A 16,063-nucleotide genomic window follows, 5' to 3' on the forward strand; every position below is an offset into this window, starting at 1 on the left:
ACGAAATGACCTGAGGAGGCCCGGCCATTGCCAGGCGCCGTTCCCGAGCAGGCCTGCACCTACGAGAGCGCTTGGGCTCTGGCGCGTTTGCGCAGGCGTACCTCGATCAGGTGCAGCAACCGGCGCTGGCTGGCTTCAGCGTGGATACAGCGGAGGCAGGCTGGCGCCTTCCTGCGGTGCGGTGCTGGCGCCTTCGAGCGGCGGCAAGGCGCGAATGGCTCGCCAGAGCTCTTCACCCTGCCAGTTGTTTCCGCCTTCGCTGTCGCTGTAGAGCGCGCCGTTGAGGCCGTCCAGTGCGTCGGACAGCGGCACGAAGCGCGCTGCCATGTCGGCGAGGGTTTCCGGCTGCTGCCGCGCCCAGGCATCCAGGGCCTGGCGGGTAGCGTGGGGATCGTTGGCCTGGCAGGTGCGGCGCAGTTCGTCCTGCAGGGTGCGGCTGCTCGGGCCGGTGCTCGCTGCGCGGGCCACTGCCGGTAGTTGGCGGGCGCGCCACCAGAGGCCGAAGCCGAGCAGGGTGGTCAGGCTCAGCAACAGGGTCGCCAACTGCCAGGGCCAAAGGAGCGAATAGCCGTCGACCGGGGTGCCGTCCGCCGCCGGGGCGACGGCATTCTGCGCGTCCAGCTCCGGATTGGCAGCGACCGTCAGGGTGCGACCGGGCAGGTTGGTGTGTTCCAGGCGATCTTCCTGGGTGTTCCACCAGACTACATCGATGGCCGGCAGCACCAGTTGCCCGGCCTGGTCCGGCACCAGTGCGTCGCGCTCCTCGCGGCTGCCGACTACGCCCTGGTCATCCGCCTGCTGAGCGAGTTGCGCCTGGTCGGGATAGTGCCGCAGGCCCGCCGGCAGGGTTTGCGGCAGGGGCGGCAACTGCGCGCTGGAAAGGCCCTCGGCGCGCAGCATAAGGTTGCGTGTCAGCGACTCGCCGGCCTTGGCCTGTTCCGGCTGCGGCGTCCAGCTTTCGCTCAAGCTGAGCGAGCGCGCCGGCAGCCAGGGCGCGTTGGCCGGGTAATCGGCGGGCTTGGCCTTGACCTGCAGCGGGATGTCCGGCGAGGTCACCTTGACCAGCTTGCCCGGGCGGCTGCCGAGGGTCTGCGGGTCGCTGCCGCCGCGCGCCACCTGGGTAGCGGTGAAGCTCTGGCCGGGGATCGTCAGCTCGCCGCTGCGCTGCGGAAAGATCGCGTAGCGAACCTCGATCACGCCGTGGCGCACGCCGTTGATTTCCTTCTCGTAGGTCCGCGGCTGGCCGAGTTGTTCGACGCGGGCGTCGGTGATCTGCAGCGGGCTCAGGTTGCTGTCGTCGTACAGCGAGACCGAGTGATAGATGCGCAGGGTAAGCACCGCCTGGGCCTGCACGTAGACCTGCTCGTGGTCGACGCTGGCGTCCATGAACACCGGCGAGAGCTGTTGTGCGGCTGCTTCGCCGTCGGCCTTGAGTACTTCCAGGCTGATCGGCTGGGTCTCGCCGTTGCCCAGGTGCAGGGCGGGAATGCTGACCGTGCCGCTCTGCCGTGGCTGCAGGGTGATGATCCAGCGCGTGGTGGCCTGCGACTTGCCATTGAAGGTGGTCAAGTGGTTCACCTGGCGCGTGGCGAGCACCTGGAACTGGGCGTCCAGCGGTGCCAGGTCCGGTTTTCCGAACAGGGTCGGGTCGTCGGACTCGAGGGTCAGATCGACGCTTTCTCCTTCGGAGAGACGCGTGCGGTCGACGCTGGCAGTGAAGCTCGCTTCGGCCTGCAGGGCCACGAGACTTAGGAGGATCAGGCAGATCAGCCTTTTCATCGAGGGTTTTCCTGGCGCTGCTGTTGCTGGTACCAGAACTTGCGGCGCAGCAGTTCGGAGGGTTCGTCGGGTATCTGCCGCAGCCATTGTTCCAAGGCCTGGCGGCGCTCGTCGCTGAGCCCATCTTCGGCCGCGGGCGTATCGCCAAGTTCCGTGGAGTCGTTCTGCGCCGTCGTCGATTGCGCTTGCGCGTCGGATGGCTGCTGGTCCCGCGGCTGGCGGTTCTGCAGCGTCGAATCGGGATTGCCGGGGCGCGAGCTGTCCACATGCCCATCATGCTCGGCATCGTGCTGCGGCGCAGCCTGCGCGTTCTCGCTGGTGCTCTGTGCGGGATTGTTTTGCGCAGACTCCTGGGTGTTGTTGGCGGCCGAGGACTCGGCTTCGCGCTGGCGCAGCAGGTTCTCCAGCAATTCCTTGTTGTGTTGCGCCGGCTTCAGGTCCGCTTGCAGTTCGAGGGCCTGGTCGTAAGCGTCGATGGCGGCCTCGTATTGGCCCAGCTGGGCCAGGGCGTTGCCGCGGTTGTAGTGATCGCTGGCCTGGCCGCCCTGGGCGAAGGCCTGGGCAGCGGCGGCGTACTCGCCAGCCTGGTACAGCGCCACTCCACGCCAGCGGAAGTCGGCGAAGCGTTGCGCGGCTTCGGCCGGACGCTGTTCTTCGAGCAGGCGCTGGCCCTGCTGGTCGGGGCGCAGCCAGAGGTCGCGGAATTCGAAGGCCATGGCCGGCCGTGGCGACGCGCAGAGCATCAGCAGCGGCAGGCAGAACAACCAGCCGCGGCGGCCGGCGCAGGCAGCCAGCAGCAACAGTGGCAGCAGCAGCCAGTAGCCCTGGTCCGCCCAGCGCTGCAGGCGCAGCATGGCGTCTTCATTGGTGATGTTCACGCCGTGGTTGGCATTCAGCAGGCCGAGCGCGCGCAGGTCGCGGTCGCTGTGGCCCATGCGTTGGTAGCGGCCATCCAGGCTATCGGCGAAGCGGCGCAGCGAGGCTTCGTCCAGGCGCGGCAGGAGAATGCTGCCCTGGGCGTCCTTCAGGTAGGTGCCGTCCTCCTGCAGGATGGGCGCGCCGCTGGCACTGCCGACCGCGAGCAGCGAGAAGCTCGAACCTTTGCCGTGTAGGGCCTTGCGGATGCCTTGCTGTTCTTCCGTGGTCAGGCCATCGGTGATCAGCAGCAGGCGCCCTGCGCCCTGGGCGCCATGGTCGAGCAGTTGCCGGCCGAGCAGCACGGCGAGGTCGGCGCGCTCCCCGGGCTCGGGCATGATCGACGGCTTGAGGGCGTCGAGCAGGTTGCGTGCGGTCAGCATGTCGTTGGAAAGCGGTACCAGGGTGTGCGCGCTGCCGGCGTAGACGACGATGGCGGTCTGCGCATCGCTGCGTGCGCGCAGCAGGTCGAGGATCTTGCGCCGCGCCTGTTCGAGTCGACTGGGGTTGAGGTCGGTGGCGAGCATCTGCGGCGTCAGTTCGAGCACCACCACCAGCGGGTCGATGCGCTGCGTGGCCGGCTGCTCGATGCGCTGCCAGCTCGGGCCGATCAGGGCCAGTACGCCCAGCAGCCAGGCCAGCCCGAGGTAGATCCACGGGCGGCGGTCGGCGCGGCCGCTGCCACCGGCCAGCAGCCAGGGATGGAAGGCGGCCGGCAGCAGCAGTTGCCAGCGCCCGGCGCGGCGCTGGCGATGCAGGATCTTCCACAGCAACCAGGCGAGCGGCGGCAGCAGCAACAGCCACCAGGGGTGCAGCAGGTGCGGCCACAGGCTCATGAACGCCTCCACGGCCAGCGCCAGTCTTCGCGCGGGAACAGCTCGGCGGCCACCAGCAGCATGCTGAACAGCATCGCCAGAGCCAGCGGCCAGTGATAAAGCGCCACGGCCGGACGTGCCTGGGTCGGCTTCTGGCTGACCGGTTCGAGGCTGTCGAGGGTCGAGGAGATGCGCTGCAGCTCCTCGCCGGTGCGGGCGCGGAAGTACTCGCCGCCGGTCGTTGCGGCAATGGACTTGAGTGTCGGCTCGTCCAGGTCCATGCCTGGCGCCAGGCCGAGCATGCCCAGCACGCCGCCGGGTTGCGGGTCGGCGCCGATGCCGATGGTGTAGATCTTCACGTGTTCCTCGGCGGCCAGCCGCGCAGCGGTCAGCGGCGGTACCTCGCCGGCGGTGTTGGCGCCGTCGGTGATCAGCACCAGCACGCGGCTTTCCGCCGGACGCTGGCGCAGGCGTTTCACCGCGAGGCCAATGGCATCGCCCAGGGCGGTGTCCTTGCCGGCGATGCCGATGCGCGCTTCGTCGAGCCAGATCCGCACGGTATGGCGGTCGAAGGTCAGCGGTGCCTGCAGGTAGGCGCGGCTGCCGAACAGGATCAGCCCGACGCGGTCGCCGCGGCGCTCCTCGATGAAGTTGCCGAAGAGCTTCTGGATCAGGCCGAGGCGGCTGATGTCCGCGTCCTGCCATTTGAGGTCGGTGGTGTCCATGGAACCCGAGACGTCCACTGCCAGCAGCAGGTCGCGGCCGCTGGCGGGAATCGGCAGCGGTTCGCCGACCCACTGCGGGCGCGCGGCGGCGAGCAGCAGCAGGATCCAGATCAGCACGAAGGGCGCCTGCAGCCGCCAGGACGGCAGGCGGGCGCGGGCACGGCGACCGGCCAGTCCTTCCAGCTCAGCGAGGAAGCTCACCTTCAGCGCAGCTTCGCCGCTGTCGGCCACCGGCAGCACCAGGCGCAGCAGCCAGGGCAGCGGGGCAAGCAGGAAGATCCACGGCCAGGCGAACTCAAACATGCTTGCGCACCCAGGTTTCCACCGACGCGGCGAGGCCTTCGATGGCCTTGTCGTCGAGCTTGCATTCGGAGCGGTAGCCACCCTCGACGAGGATCATCCAGCGTGTCAGGCCCGCGGCCGGGCAGCGATTGTCGAGGAATGCCAGCCAGGCCCGGCCGCTCAGGGTGTGGCTGTTGTCGTTCGGCCAGCGCGCCCGGCAAAGGCGCTTGAGCAGTGCGTTGATCGCCTGCAGCCAGGGGCCTGCGGGAGCGCCGTCGTAGGGGCGGGGCAGTTGCGCCAAGGCCTCCAGGGCCGCGAGGCGCAGCGGGTCGAGCTGGGTTTCCTGCGGCTCGACCACACGCCGGCGCGGCAGCCAACGATGCCGCCAGTGCCAGAGTGCCCAGGCCAGCAACGGCAGTAGCGCGGCGAGCAGCCACCAGCCCGGCGCCGGCGGCCAGCCGGGAACGGGCGGCGGATCGATCAGCGGTTGCAGGTCGGCGAGCGGGTTCATGCGCGGCGCCCCGACTGATGTTGTTCGAGCTGGTCACGCAACTGCTCGATCAGCTCGATCTGCGTGCTCAGCGGCAGCAAGGGCACGCCCAGGCGCTGGCTGAGCCGGCGCCAGCGTTCGCGGCGCGCTTCGCCGAGGGCGCGATAGGCCAGGCGCTGCTCGTCGACGAGGGTGTCCACTTCGAGCATTGCCCTGCCTTCGCTGAAGCGCATCAGGCCGGCCGCGGGCAGGGCGTGGTCGAGGGGGTCGGAAACCGGCAGCAACACCAGGTCGGTATGCCGGGCGAGCAGGCTCAGCTGCTGCTCCGCCAAGTCGCCCTGCGGGGTCGCGCCGAGGGCGCGCTCGTCGCAGACGATCATCACCAGACTGCCCGGCCGCAGCACCTCGCGGGCGCGGCGCAGGGCCAGGCCGAAACAGTCGCCGCTGTTCGCCGAGGGCTTGCCGGAAAGCAGGGCGTGATTGGCGCGGACGATCAGGTTGAGCAGACGCAGTTGGCTCTGCTTGCTGCGGCGCGGCTTGATTTCGTGGGTGTCCTGGTCGCTCAGCACCAGGCCGCCGATGCGGTCGTTGTGCGCCAGCGCCGCCCAGCCGAGGAGGGCGGCGGCGCGCGCGGCCAGTACCGACTTCAGGCACAGGCCGGAGCCGAAGAACAGCCGCTGGCTCTGCTCCACCAGGACGAACACCGGGCGCTCGCGCTCCTCGTGGAACAGCTTGGTGTGCGGCTCGCGGGTGCGTGCGGTGACGCGCCAGTCGATGGTGCGCACGTCGTCGCCGGCCTGGTACACGCGCACCTGGTCGAAGTCCACCCCGCGGCCGCGCAGGCGCGAGTGGTGCAGGCCGATCAGCGGGCTGCGGCGGGCGGGCGTGGAGAACAGCTGGACTTCGCGCAGGCGGTGACGGATATCGATCAGCTCCTGCAGATCGATGGCCACTCCTGCGTGTTCCGGCGTCCTGCGTTCGCCAGCGTCGGTGTGCATCAGGCGACTGCGACCACGTCGAGAATGCGCTGGACCACGCGGTCCTGGTCAATGCCCGCGGCCTCGGCCTCGAACGACAGGATCAGGCGGTGGCGCAGCACGTCGAACAGCACGGCCTGGATGTCTTCGGGGCTGACGAAATCCCGCCCGGCCAGCCAGGCATGGGCGCGCGCACAACGGTCGAGGGCGATGGAGCCGCGCGGGCTGGCACCGTAGGCGATCCACTCGGCCAGCTCGGGGTCGTACTTGGCGGCCTGGCGCGTGGCCATGATCAGCTGCACCAGGTATTCCTCCACGGCGTCGGCCATGTACAGGCCGAGAATCTCGTGGCGGGCGGCGAAGATGGACTCCTGGGTGACCTGGCGCTCCGGCTTGGTCTCGCCGTTGAGCGCCTCGCCGCGCGCCTGCTGGAGGATGCGGCGCTCCACCGAGGCTTCCGGGTAGCCGATCTTCACGTGCATCAGGAAGCGGTCGAGCTGGGCCTCGGGCAGTGGGTAGGTGCCTTCCTGCTCGATCGGGTTCTGCGTCGCCATCACCAGGAACAGCGGCGGCAGATCATAGGTGCTGCGCCCCACGCTGACCTGGCGTTCGGCCATGGCCTCGAGCAGCGCCGACTGCACTTTCGCCGGCGCGCGGTTGATTTCGTCGGCCAGCACCAGGTGGTGGAAGATCGGCCCCTGCTGGAACTCGAAGGTGCCGTTTTCCGGACGATAGATCTCGGTGCCGGTGATGTCCGCGGGCAGCAGGTCGGGGGTGAACTGGATACGGTGGAATTCGGCTTCCAGGCCTTCCGCGAGGTCCTTGATGGCCTTGGTCTTGGCCAGTCCGGGTGCGCCCTCCACCAACAGGTGGCCGTCGGCGAGCAGGGCGATGAGCAGGCGCTCGATAAGCTTTTCCTGGCCGAGGATCTGACTGGAAAGGTAAGTTCGCAGCGCGGCGAGCGCCTCACGATGTTCCATTGAAGGAGGGTTCCTGGACTGGCAAGGGCGGCGCGGGACCGGCCGCCTCGGGGCCCATACTTTACTGCATCGGTGGGCGGCCGTGCAGGGTATGCGGCAGTAAGGCGCCTACAGCGTCGTGAGCTGTTTCCTGGCGAAGGAACGAGATCGATCCGATGGGGCGAAGGCGCACTTCCGAGGAACCCCGGCACTAGCTTGGATAGCTCCTCAAACCCAAGGAGCCAACCCCATGCCTTGCTTCCGTCCCACTCATCCTGCCGTCGTCTGCAGCCTGCTGTTCCTGCTCCAATCCGCCGCCGACGCTGCGGCGCTCGGCCTCGATTCCGGCAGCAACACCGGGCTTGGCCAGGCGGCGAACGGCGTCCCTGTGGTCAACATCGCCACACCCGACGCCAATGGCCTTTCGCACAACAGGTTCAGCCAGTACAACGTCGGCCGCGAAGGCCTGATCCTCAATAACGCCGGTGGCGCGGTGCAAACCCAGCTCGGCGGCGTCATCGGCGGCAATCCCAACCTCGCTGGCGGGGCTGCGCGGCGGATTCTCAACGAAGTCACTGGCGGCAGCCGCTCGCAACTGCGCGGCTACACCGAAGTGGCCGGGCAGGGCGCCCAGGTGATCGTGGCCAACCCCAACGGCATCACTTGTAACGGCTGTGGCTTCATCAACACGCCGCGCGCGACCTTGACCAGCGGCAAGCCGCTGTTCGACGGCGAGCGTCTGCAGGGGTACGACGTCGACGCGGGCGACATCCTCGTCGAGGGCGCCGGGCTCGACGCACGCGGCGTCGAGCAGTTCGAGCTGATCACGCGCAGCGCGACCCTGAATGCCGCACTGCATGCCCGGCAGCTCGACGTGGTGGTCGGACGCAATCGCGTGGATGCCGACAGCCTGTCGACCCGCGCCAAGGAGTCCGATGGCAGCGCGCAGCCTCGGCTGGCCATCGACAGCTCGGCACTGGGCGGCATGTACGCCAACAGCATCCGCCTGGTCGGCACCGAACAGGGCGTCGGGGTAAAACTGGCCGGTGAACTGGCAGCCAGTGCCGGCGATATTCGTATCGACAGCAACGGCCGCCTGGAGCTGGCCCGCCTGCGTGCCGCGGGTGATACGGAGATGAACGTAGCGAGCGATCTGCGCAATGGCGGCAGCCTGGAGAGCGCCGGTCGCCTGTCGATGCGGGTAGGCGGAAACCTGGACAACCGCGGCGGGCAGATTCGCGTCCGTGGCCGCGAGGGCGTCAGCGAAATCCATGTTGGCGGGCTGCTGGACAACAGCTCCGGCTACATCGAAAGCGCGGCGCGCGACCTCGACCTGCGCAGCGGCCAACTGCTCAACGCTGGCGGCACGATCAGCCATGGTGGCACCGGCGCCTTCGGCATCGACCTGGTGCAACTGGGGCTGGCCGGCGGGCGTTTCGTCACTCGCTCCAGCCTGACGGTGAAGCGCGACCATTGGGTCAACCACAGCCAGTTACAGGCGCGTGATCTGTACCTGGATGTCGGTCGTCTGGAGCAGGGCAAGACCGGCAAGCTCATCGCCACAGGCAACCTGCAGGGGCGCGGCGGCGATTGGCGCAATGACGGACAGATCGTCAGCGAGGGCAGCTTCGAGTTGCGCCTGGATGGGCGCTACAGCGGCTTCGGCCGGCTGATGAGCCAGGAGCGTTTCGAGCTGAGCGCGGGCTCCCTGGCGCTGAACCAGGGCGCGATCCTCGACGGCGGTTCGACCACGCTCATCGACGTACGTGGCGAACTGAGCAACCAGGGCACGCTGACCGCCTGGGGCGAGCTGTGGCTCAGTGCAGGGAGCCTGGTCAATCGTGGCGTGCTGGGGAGCCACGAGTTGCTCCATTTGAATGTGGCGCAACTGGACAACGAGGGTGGGCAGATCTTCGGCCAGAACAAGCGTAGCGAGCGGGTCGAGCTCTAGTCCGGGCGCTAAAGAGCGACGGCGCCCACACGGCGCCGTCGTGCATTCACGGGATTGCCGTCAGGCAATGCAACTTGCTGTTGGGGTTATCCAGCCCACGGGTTTCCCTGGCGCCGCCATGCACCACGGCCAGGAAATACAGCCAGGCCAGCGGGCGCGGCATGCCCGATTCCAGCAGCATGCGCTGGAACAGGCGGTCCGCCTGCTCCTTGCGCACCGGCGCGACATTCAGGAATTGGTAGAGCGCGTCGTGCACCAGGCTCGCGTGGTGCGCCACCGGCCAGAACACCTCTTTCGACTCCACTTGGCCATTGCGGATGAACTGCACGTTTTCCCGGTGTTCCCACCAGTCCGGCGTGCCGATGATCGCCAGCCAATAGAAGGGAATCTTCGGCGAGCAGCCGTCCCAGGCGTAGGTGCGCGGACGGTCGAAGTGATAGCTGACCTCGCCGCGCTCCGGGGCAACGCTGGAGTGGCCCGGATTGACGATGATCCGCCCGTCGTGGATCACCAGCCATTCGCTATAGAAGAAGCGCTCGCGAAGCTCGGCGCATTCCACCGTCAGCGGATAGTCGATGTAGTTCACCCAGGGGCCAGGCCGGTCGCGACCGCAGAAGCCCCAGTGGTCGACCGACTTCTGGCGCGCATCGCGGATGCGCTGCAGGCGTTCGCAACGGCCGACCCAGTTCGGCAGCGCGACGCCCAGGTAAACCGGAATGGCGCCGGCCAGGAGCGGAGTGAACAGCTCGGGCAGGTACCGACAGGAAAGGATCAGCAGGACGATGCCGAGCAGGGTGACGAGCAGGTGAGGCAGGCGTGGCAGCAGCGGGCGCCGCAGCGGTGGAGCGACGTCCATGGAATCCATTCCGCGGGGAGGGCAGGCGATGATAGCGCCTGGCCATCTTGCACGGTAGTTCCACTCACCTGCATGGCGTTGAACGAATATGTCGCACCCCGATAAGCCCTTCCGCCATCGACCTCGTTAAGCTCGACGGGCCACGCTGACCGGCCGGTCGCGGTCGTCTGCTGGCGTCACACTGCCCAACTGTCCTGTGACCTCCCTAGTGCGAATAAGCGATCTACGCTGAAAGCCAATAAAACGAGCCAAGCGGAGTACAACCATGGCGTTCTTCACCGCGGCCAGCAAAGCCGATTTCCAGCAGCAACTGCAATCGGCCCTGGCTCAGCACGTCAGCGACAAGGTGCTGCCACAAGTAGCCCTGTTCGCTGAACAGTTCTTCGGTCTCATCTCCCTCGACGAATTGACCCAGCGCCGGTTGTCCGACCTGGTCGGTTGCACCCTGTCTTCCTGGCGCCTGCTGGAGCGCTTCGACGCCGCCGCGCCGGAAGTGCAGGTGTACAACCCCGATTACGAAAAGCATGGCTGGCAGTCCACCCACACCGCCGTGCAGGTGCTGCACCCGGACCAGCCGTTCCTGGTCGACTCGGTGCGCATGGAACTGAACCGCCGCGGCTACAGCATCCACAACCTGCAGACCACCGTGGTCAGCGTGCGCCGCAACGCCAAGGGCGAGCTGCAGGAGCTGCTGCCCAAGGGCACCTCCGGCAAGGACGTGCTCCACGAGTCGCTGATGTACCTGGAGATCGACCGTGCCTCCCACGTCGGCGAGCTGCGCACCTTGGAGAAGTCGCTGCTGGAAGTGCTCGGCGAAGTGCGCCTGGCGGTCGCCGACTTCCCCGCCATGCGCGGCAAGGCCCAGGAAGTCCTGACCTGGCTCGGCAAGTCGAAGTCCAAGGCGCGCGCCGAAGAAACCGCCGAAGTCCGCGCCTTCCTCGAATGGCTGCTGGACAACCATTTCACCTTCCTCGGCTATGAAGAATTCACCGTCGAGGACGACGAGGACGGCGGCTACGTCGTCTACGACGAGAAGTCCCTCCTCGGCGTGACCAAGCTGCAGCGTGCGGGCCTGAGCAAGGAAGAACTGCACATCGAGGACTACGCGGTGGCCTACCTCCGCGAGCCGCTGCTGCTGTCCTTCGCCAAGGCCTCGCACCCCAGTCGCGTGCATCGCCCGGCCTACCCGGACTACGTGTCGATCCGCGAGATCGACGCCAAGGGCAAGGTCCTGCGCGAGTTCCGCTTCATGGGCCTGTTCACCTCATCGGTGTACAACGAAAGCGTCAGCCAGATCCCGTCGATCCGTGGCAAGGTCGCCGAAGTCGAGCGTCGTTCCGGCTTCGACGCCAACGGCCACCTCGGCAAGGAACTGGCCCAGGTGCTCGAAGTGCTGCCGCGCGACGACCTGTTCCAGACACCGGTGGATGAGCTGTTCAGCACCGCCATGTCCATCGTGCAGATCCAGGAACGCAACAAGATTCGCTTGTTCCTGCGCAAGGACCCGTACGGCCGCTTCTGCTACTGCCTGGCTTACGTGCCGCGCGACATCTATTCCACCGAGACGCGGATCAAGATCGAGCAGGTCCTGCGCGACCGCCTGAAGGCCAGCGACGCCGAGTTCTGGACCTTCTTCTCCGAATCGACCCTGGCCCGCGTGCAGTTCATCCTGCGCGTCGATCCGAAGACCCGCATCGACCTCGATCCCAAGCGGCTCGAAGAGGAAGCCATCCAGGCCTGCCGTTCCTGGCAGGACGACTACGCCGCGCTGGTGGTGGAGAACTTCGGCGAAGGCCAGGGCACCAACATCCTCGAGGACTTCCCGAAAGGCTTCCCGGCCGGTTACCGCGAGCGCTTCGCCGCGCATTTCGCGGTGGTCGACCTGCAGCACCTGCTCAGCCTGTCGGATAGCCGCCCGCTGGTGATGAGCTTCTACCAGCCGCTGGCGCAGAGCGAACAGCAGCTGCACTGCAAGCTGTACCATGCCGACGCCCCGCTGGCGCTGTCCGACGTCCTGCCGATCCTGGAGAACCTCGGCCTGCGCGTGCTCGGCGAGTTCCCCTATCACCTGCGCCATGCCAATGGCCGCGAGTACTGGATCCACGACTTCGCCTTCACCTACGCCGAAGGCCTGGACGTGAACATCCAGGAACTCAACGAGACCCTGCAGGATGCCTTCGTCCACATCGTCAACGGCGACGCCGAGAACGATGCGTTCAACCGCCTGGTACTGACCGCCGGCCTGCCGTGGCGCGACGTTGCGCTGCTGCGCGCCTACGCCCGCTACCTCAAGCAGATCCGCCTGGGCTTCGACCTCGGCTACATCGCCAGCGCCCTGAACGCCCACGTGGACATCGCCCGCGAACTGGTGCGCCTGTTCAAGACCCGCTTCTACCTTGCGCGCAAGCTCACCACCGAGGACCTCGAAGACAAGCAGCAGAAGCTGGAACAAGCGATCCTCGCGGCGCTGGACAACGTCCAGGTGCTCAACGAAGACCGCATCCTGCGGCGCTACCTGGACCTGATCAAGGCGACCCTGCGTACCAACTTCTACCAGCCGGATGCAGCCGGGCAGAACAAGAGCTACTTCAGCTTCAAGTTCAATCCCAAGGCCATTCCGGAAATCCCCCGGCCGACGCCGAAGTTCGAAATCTTCGTCTACTGCCCGCGGGTGGAGGGCGTGCACCTGCGCTTCGGCGACGTGGCCCGCGGCGGCCTGCGCTGGTCCGACCGCGAGGAAGACTACCGCACCGAAGTGCTGGGCCTGGTGAAGGCGCAGCAGGTGAAGAACGCAGTGATCGTGCCCACGGGCGCCAAGGGTGGTTTCATTCCGCGCCGGCTGCCGCTGGGTGGCAGTCGCGATGAGATCCAGAACGAGGCGATCGCCTGCTACCGCATCTTCATTTCCGGCCTGCTGGACGTCACCGACAACATCAAGGAAGGCCAGATCGTCCCGCCGGCCAACGTGGTACGCCATGATCCGGACGATCCCTACCTGGTGGTGGCGGCGGACAAGGGCACCGCGACCTTCTCCGACATCGCCAACGGCATCTCCGCCGAATACAACTTCTGGCTGGGCGACGCCTTCGCCTCCGGTGGTTCGGCCGGCTACGACCACAAGGGCATGGGCATCACTGCCCGTGGCGGCTGGGTATCGGTGCAGCGGCACTTCCGCGAGCGCGGCATCGACGTGCAGAAAGACAGCATCACCGTCATCGGCATCGGCGACATGGCCGGTGACGTGTTCGGCAACGGCCTGCTGATGTCCGACAAGCTGCAACTGGTGGCAGCCTTCAACCACCTGCACATCTTCCTCGACCCGAACCCGGACCCGGCAGCCAGCTTCGCCGAGCGCCAGCGCCTGTTCAACCTGCCGCGCTCGGCCTGGTCGGACTACGACGCCAAGCTGATCTCCGCCGGCGGCGGCATCTTCCCGCGCAGCGCCAAGAGCATCACGCTGAGCCCGGAAGTGCGCGAGCGCTTCGACATCCAGGCCGAACGCCTGACCCCCACCGAGCTGATCAATGCGCTGCTCAAGGCGCCGGTCGACCTGCTGTGGAACGGCGGCATCGGCACCTATGTGAAGTCGAGCAAGGAAAGCCACGCCGACGTCGGCGACAAGGCCAACGACGCCCTGCGCGTGGACGGTCGCGAGCTGCGCGTGAAGGTAGTGGGCGAGGGCGGCAACCTGGGCATCACCCAGCTCGGCCGTGTCGAGTTCGGCTTGAACGGCGGCGCCTGCAACACCGACTTCATCGACAACGCCGGTGGTGTGGACTGCTCCGACCACGAGGTCAACATCAAGATCCTGCTCAACGAAGTGGTGGCCGCCGGCGACATGACCGGCAAGCAGCGCAACAGCCTGCTCGCCGAGATGACCGAGCAGGTCGGCGACCTTGTGCTGGGCAACAACTACAAGCAGACCCAGGCGCTGTCCCTGGCCGAGCGCCGCGCCCGCGAGCGCATCGCCGAGTACAAACGGCTGATGAACGACCTGGAAGGCCGCGGCAAGCTCGACCGCGCGCTGGAGTTCCTGCCTACCGACGAGGCCCTGGCCGAACGTATCGCCGCCGGACAGGGGCTGACCCGTGCGGAGCTTTCCGTGCTGATCTCCTGGAGCAAGATCGACCTGAAGGAACAGCTGCTGGGTTCGCTGGTACCGGACGACGATTACCTCACCCGCGACATGGAGACTGCCTTCCCGCAGACCTTGGTCGACAAGTTCGGCCAGGCCATGCGCAAGCACCGCCTGAAACGCGAGATCGTCAGCACCCAGATCGCCAACGACCTGATCAACCACATGGGCATCACCTTCGTGCAGCGCCTGAAGGAGTCCACCGGCATGACCCCGGCGAACGTCGCCGGCGCCTATGTGATCGTCCGCGACGTGTTCCACCTGCCGCACTGGTTCCGCCAGATCGAGCAGCTCGACTACCAGGTTCCGGCGGAAGTCCAGCTGACCCTGATGGATGAACTGATGCGCCTGGGCCGCCGTGCCACCCGCTGGTTCCTGCGCAGCCGCCGCAACGAGCAGGACGCCGCTCGTGACGTCGCTCACTTCGGTCCGCGGATCGCTGCCCTGGGGCTCAAGCTCGACGAGTTGCTCGAAGGGCCGACCCGCGAGCTGTGGCAGGCCCGCTATCAGGCCTATGTCGATGCCGGCGTGCCGGAGCTTCTGGCACGCATGGTCGCTGGCACCAGCCATCTCTACACCCTGCTGCCGATCATCGAGGCGGCGGACGTCACCGGCCGCGACCCGGCCGACGTGGCGCGCGCCTACTTCGCCATTGGCAGCGAGCTGGAGCTGACCTGGTACCTGCAGCAGATCAGCAACCTGCCGGTGGAGAACAACTGGCAGGCGCTGGCCCGCGAGGCTTTCCGCGACGATCTGGACTGGCAGCAGCGGGCGATCACCGTGTCGGTCCTGCAGATGCAGGACGGCCCGGCGGACATGGCTGAGCGGGTGGACCTGTGGATTGCGCAGCATCGACCGCTGGTCGAGCGCTGGCGCGCCATGCTGGTCGAACTTCGCGCCTCGACCGGTACCGACTACGCCATGTACGCGGTCGCCAATCGCGAGCTGCTCGATCTTGCCCAGAGCAGCCAGCACGGAGCAGGTAATTCCTGATGCCTGCAGGCTGAACCGAGCATGAACCACTGGCCCCGCTTGTAGCGGGGCCTTTTTTTAACGAGAGGGACAGGTCTGGCGGTACCGAGGAGGCTGGGGCGTTAAGGCCTCACGCAACGGCTCCGGCGCAAGACCAAGCCTGACGGGCTGGTCTGACGGCCTGGTGGTCAGGCCGGAAAGCGAGGTTCGTGCGTCAGCTGCCGGCGCCATCGCTGTGATGTTGCTCGGTCAGCGCGCGGCGATAGCGAGCATAGAGGTCGCTGTTCATGTCGCTGGCGCTGAGCGCCTTGAGCGCGAAGGCTTTGACTTCGGCTTCGCTGTAGACGTGCTGCGGTTCGCTGCTGGCGGGGCGTTCGGCACATCCCATGAGAAGTACGGGCACGGCCAGCAACAGGCTGTAAACGGATTTGCGCATGATGGGTTCACCCGGGGCTGTGGGAGCGGGGATGTGGAAAGGCTAAAGGCGGTGCCGCATCCTGAGAAATCATCCCGGTCGATAGTCGTTATCGTTCGAGCGATTCCGACAGTCATTTCCTACAGAAGTTTCTGAGCGGAAAAACGCCGCGAATCCGGCTATGCTCCGCGCCCTCGTCATCTGCAACAGGACCGCGTCCATGAAAGAGCAACTCGCCGAACTTCTCACCCTCATCAGCTCCGGTTGCATGGGCGAGGAGGAAATCGGGCAGATCGCCGACGAGGCAGCGCAGGCCTACGCCGATCCGCAGGCTTTCCTGGCAGCCAATCCGGACATCAACTACGACGACAGCTTCCCCATCCCGCTGGGCGAATGGGTGGTGGTCGGCAGCCTGCCGGACATCGTGCTGTTCCAGGCAGACAGCTATATGGAACTGTTCGAGAACATCCGCGCCTCGTTCGACAAGAGCGTCAACTTCGTGCTGCAGCCCAAGCAGCTGCAAAAGGCCGATGCGCTGACGGCGCTCAATCGTATCCAGGTACAACTGAGCGCGCTCTATCCGGAAAAGGGCGGCTACGTCCTGCTGGACTTCAGTGAGCCGCTGGACGACGAACTTCAGGCGGTGCTCGTCTACCGCAACGACCTGGAGCGGGTCATGCAACTGTGCGTGGAAATCGGCATTCCGGCCGAGCCTGCGTACGAAAGCCTGAAGAACGCCGAGCAGGAAGACTGATCGGCCGATCTGCCCGCTACCACATCCATCGCTGCTCA

Annotated in this window: 11 protein-coding genes; 3 read left to right on the top strand and 8 right to left on the bottom strand. The window is 66.7% G+C overall.

Annotation, left to right across the window (positions count from 1 at the left end):
- Window positions 1-135 precede the first annotated feature (135 nt).
- Genes ACA097_RS22445 through ACA097_RS22470 form a run of 6 tightly spaced genes read right to left on the bottom strand, consistent with a single transcriptional unit; the run spans window position 136 to window position 6,963 of the window.
- Entirely contained in the window at window positions 136-1,779 is a 1,644-nt protein-coding gene (locus tag ACA097_RS22445; protein ID WP_043253533.1) for a BatD family protein, read from the bottom strand.
- Window positions 1,776-3,530 carry a VWA domain-containing protein gene (locus ACA097_RS22450; protein WP_371366098.1) on the bottom strand — a complete coding sequence of 585 codons (1,755 nt, stop codon included), beginning with the start codon at window positions 3,528-3,530 and terminating at the stop codon, window positions 1,776-1,778. The genes ACA097_RS22445 and ACA097_RS22450 overlap by 4 nt, the downstream gene beginning before the upstream one ends.
- Window positions 3,527-4,537: a VWA domain-containing protein gene (locus tag ACA097_RS22455; protein ID WP_371366100.1), complete on the bottom strand. Its 1,011-nt coding sequence runs from the start codon at window positions 4,535-4,537 to the stop codon at window positions 3,527-3,529. The genes ACA097_RS22450 and ACA097_RS22455 overlap by 4 nt, the downstream gene beginning before the upstream one ends.
- A complete protein-coding gene (locus tag ACA097_RS22460; protein ID WP_043253530.1) occupies window positions 4,530-5,027 on the bottom strand; it encodes a DUF4381 domain-containing protein in 498 nt (165 codons plus the stop codon). The genes ACA097_RS22455 and ACA097_RS22460 overlap by 8 nt, the downstream gene beginning before the upstream one ends.
- Window positions 5,024-6,004 (bottom strand): DUF58 domain-containing protein, encoded by a 981-nt coding sequence (locus tag ACA097_RS22465; protein WP_371366102.1) that lies wholly within the window; start codon window positions 6,002-6,004, stop codon window positions 5,024-5,026. The genes ACA097_RS22460 and ACA097_RS22465 overlap by 4 nt, the downstream gene beginning before the upstream one ends.
- Window positions 6,004-6,963 (bottom strand): MoxR family ATPase, encoded by a 960-nt coding sequence (locus ACA097_RS22470; protein WP_043253528.1) that lies wholly within the window; start codon window positions 6,961-6,963, stop codon window positions 6,004-6,006. Before ACA097_RS22470 ends, ACA097_RS22465 begins: the two co-directional genes overlap by 1 nt.
- A 229-nt stretch (window positions 6,964-7,192) precedes the next feature.
- Here ACA097_RS22470 and ACA097_RS22475 point away from each other — a divergent pair, with 229 nt between their 5' ends.
- Window positions 7,193-8,893 carry a filamentous hemagglutinin N-terminal domain-containing protein gene (locus tag ACA097_RS22475; RefSeq protein ID WP_371366104.1) on the top strand — a complete coding sequence of 567 codons (1,701 nt, stop codon included), beginning with the start codon at window positions 7,193-7,195 and terminating at the stop codon, window positions 8,891-8,893.
- 46 nt (window positions 8,894-8,939) lie between these two features.
- Here the strand turns inward: ACA097_RS22475 and ACA097_RS22480 are convergent, their stop codons facing one another.
- The gene (locus ACA097_RS22480; RefSeq protein ID WP_371366106.1) at window positions 8,940-9,749 is read right to left on the bottom strand and encodes a DUF1353 domain-containing protein; all 810 of its coding nucleotides are present in this window, start codon (window positions 9,747-9,749) and stop codon (window positions 8,940-8,942) included.
- Between the two features lie 265 nt (window positions 9,750-10,014).
- Here ACA097_RS22480 and ACA097_RS22485 point away from each other — a divergent pair, with 265 nt between their 5' ends.
- Window positions 10,015-14,877 (top strand): NAD-glutamate dehydrogenase, encoded by a 4,863-nt coding sequence (locus ACA097_RS22485; RefSeq protein WP_371366108.1) that lies wholly within the window; start codon window positions 10,015-10,017, stop codon window positions 14,875-14,877.
- A gap of 193 nt (window positions 14,878-15,070) precedes the next feature.
- Here ACA097_RS22485 and ACA097_RS22490 read toward each other — a convergent pair whose 3' ends face one another.
- Complete coding sequence (locus tag ACA097_RS22490) at window positions 15,071-15,292, bottom strand: hypothetical protein (protein WP_043253526.1); 222 nt, start codon at window positions 15,290-15,292, stop codon at window positions 15,071-15,073.
- Window positions 15,293-15,491: 199 nt separating this feature from the next.
- Between ACA097_RS22490 and ACA097_RS22495 the strand changes: the two genes are divergently transcribed.
- Window positions 15,492-16,025: a hypothetical protein gene (locus ACA097_RS22495; RefSeq protein WP_043253525.1), complete on the top strand. Its 534-nt coding sequence runs from the start codon at window positions 15,492-15,494 to the stop codon at window positions 16,023-16,025.
- Window positions 16,026-16,063 lie beyond the last annotated feature (38 nt).

This window comes from Pseudomonas sp. QL9 (assembly GCF_041409665.1).
Taxonomy (GTDB): domain Bacteria; phylum Pseudomonadota; class Gammaproteobacteria; order Pseudomonadales; family Pseudomonadaceae; genus Pseudomonas; species Pseudomonas knackmussii.

Excerpts from the sequence above, each read along its gene's own strand:
- ACA097_RS22445 (WP_043253533.1), bottom strand. The coding sequence starts at position 1,779 with ATGAAAAGGCTGATCTGCCTGATCCTCCTAAGTCTCGTGGCCCTGCAG.
- ACA097_RS22450 (WP_371366098.1), bottom strand. The coding sequence starts at position 3,530 with ATGAGCCTGTGGCCGCACCTGCTGCACCCCTGGTGGCTGTTGCTGCTG.
- ACA097_RS22455 (WP_371366100.1), bottom strand. The coding sequence starts at position 4,537 with ATGTTTGAGTTCGCCTGGCCGTGGATCTTCCTGCTTGCCCCGCTGCCC.
- ACA097_RS22460 (WP_043253530.1), bottom strand. The coding sequence starts at position 5,027 with ATGAACCCGCTCGCCGACCTGCAACCGCTGATCGATCCGCCGCCCGTT.
- ACA097_RS22465 (WP_371366102.1), bottom strand. The coding sequence starts at position 6,004 with ATGCACACCGACGCTGGCGAACGCAGGACGCCGGAACACGCAGGAGTG.
- ACA097_RS22470 (WP_043253528.1), bottom strand. The coding sequence starts at position 6,963 with ATGGAACATCGTGAGGCGCTCGCCGCGCTGCGAACTTACCTTTCCAGT.
- ACA097_RS22475 (WP_371366104.1), top strand. The coding sequence starts at position 7,193 with ATGCCTTGCTTCCGTCCCACTCATCCTGCCGTCGTCTGCAGCCTGCTG.
- ACA097_RS22480 (WP_371366106.1), bottom strand. The coding sequence starts at position 9,749 with ATGGACGTCGCTCCACCGCTGCGGCGCCCGCTGCTGCCACGCCTGCCT.
- ACA097_RS22485 (WP_371366108.1), top strand. The coding sequence starts at position 10,015 with ATGGCGTTCTTCACCGCGGCCAGCAAAGCCGATTTCCAGCAGCAACTG.
- ACA097_RS22490 (WP_043253526.1), bottom strand. The coding sequence starts at position 15,292 with ATGCGCAAATCCGTTTACAGCCTGTTGCTGGCCGTGCCCGTACTTCTC.
- ACA097_RS22495 (WP_043253525.1), top strand. The coding sequence starts at position 15,492 with ATGAAAGAGCAACTCGCCGAACTTCTCACCCTCATCAGCTCCGGTTGC.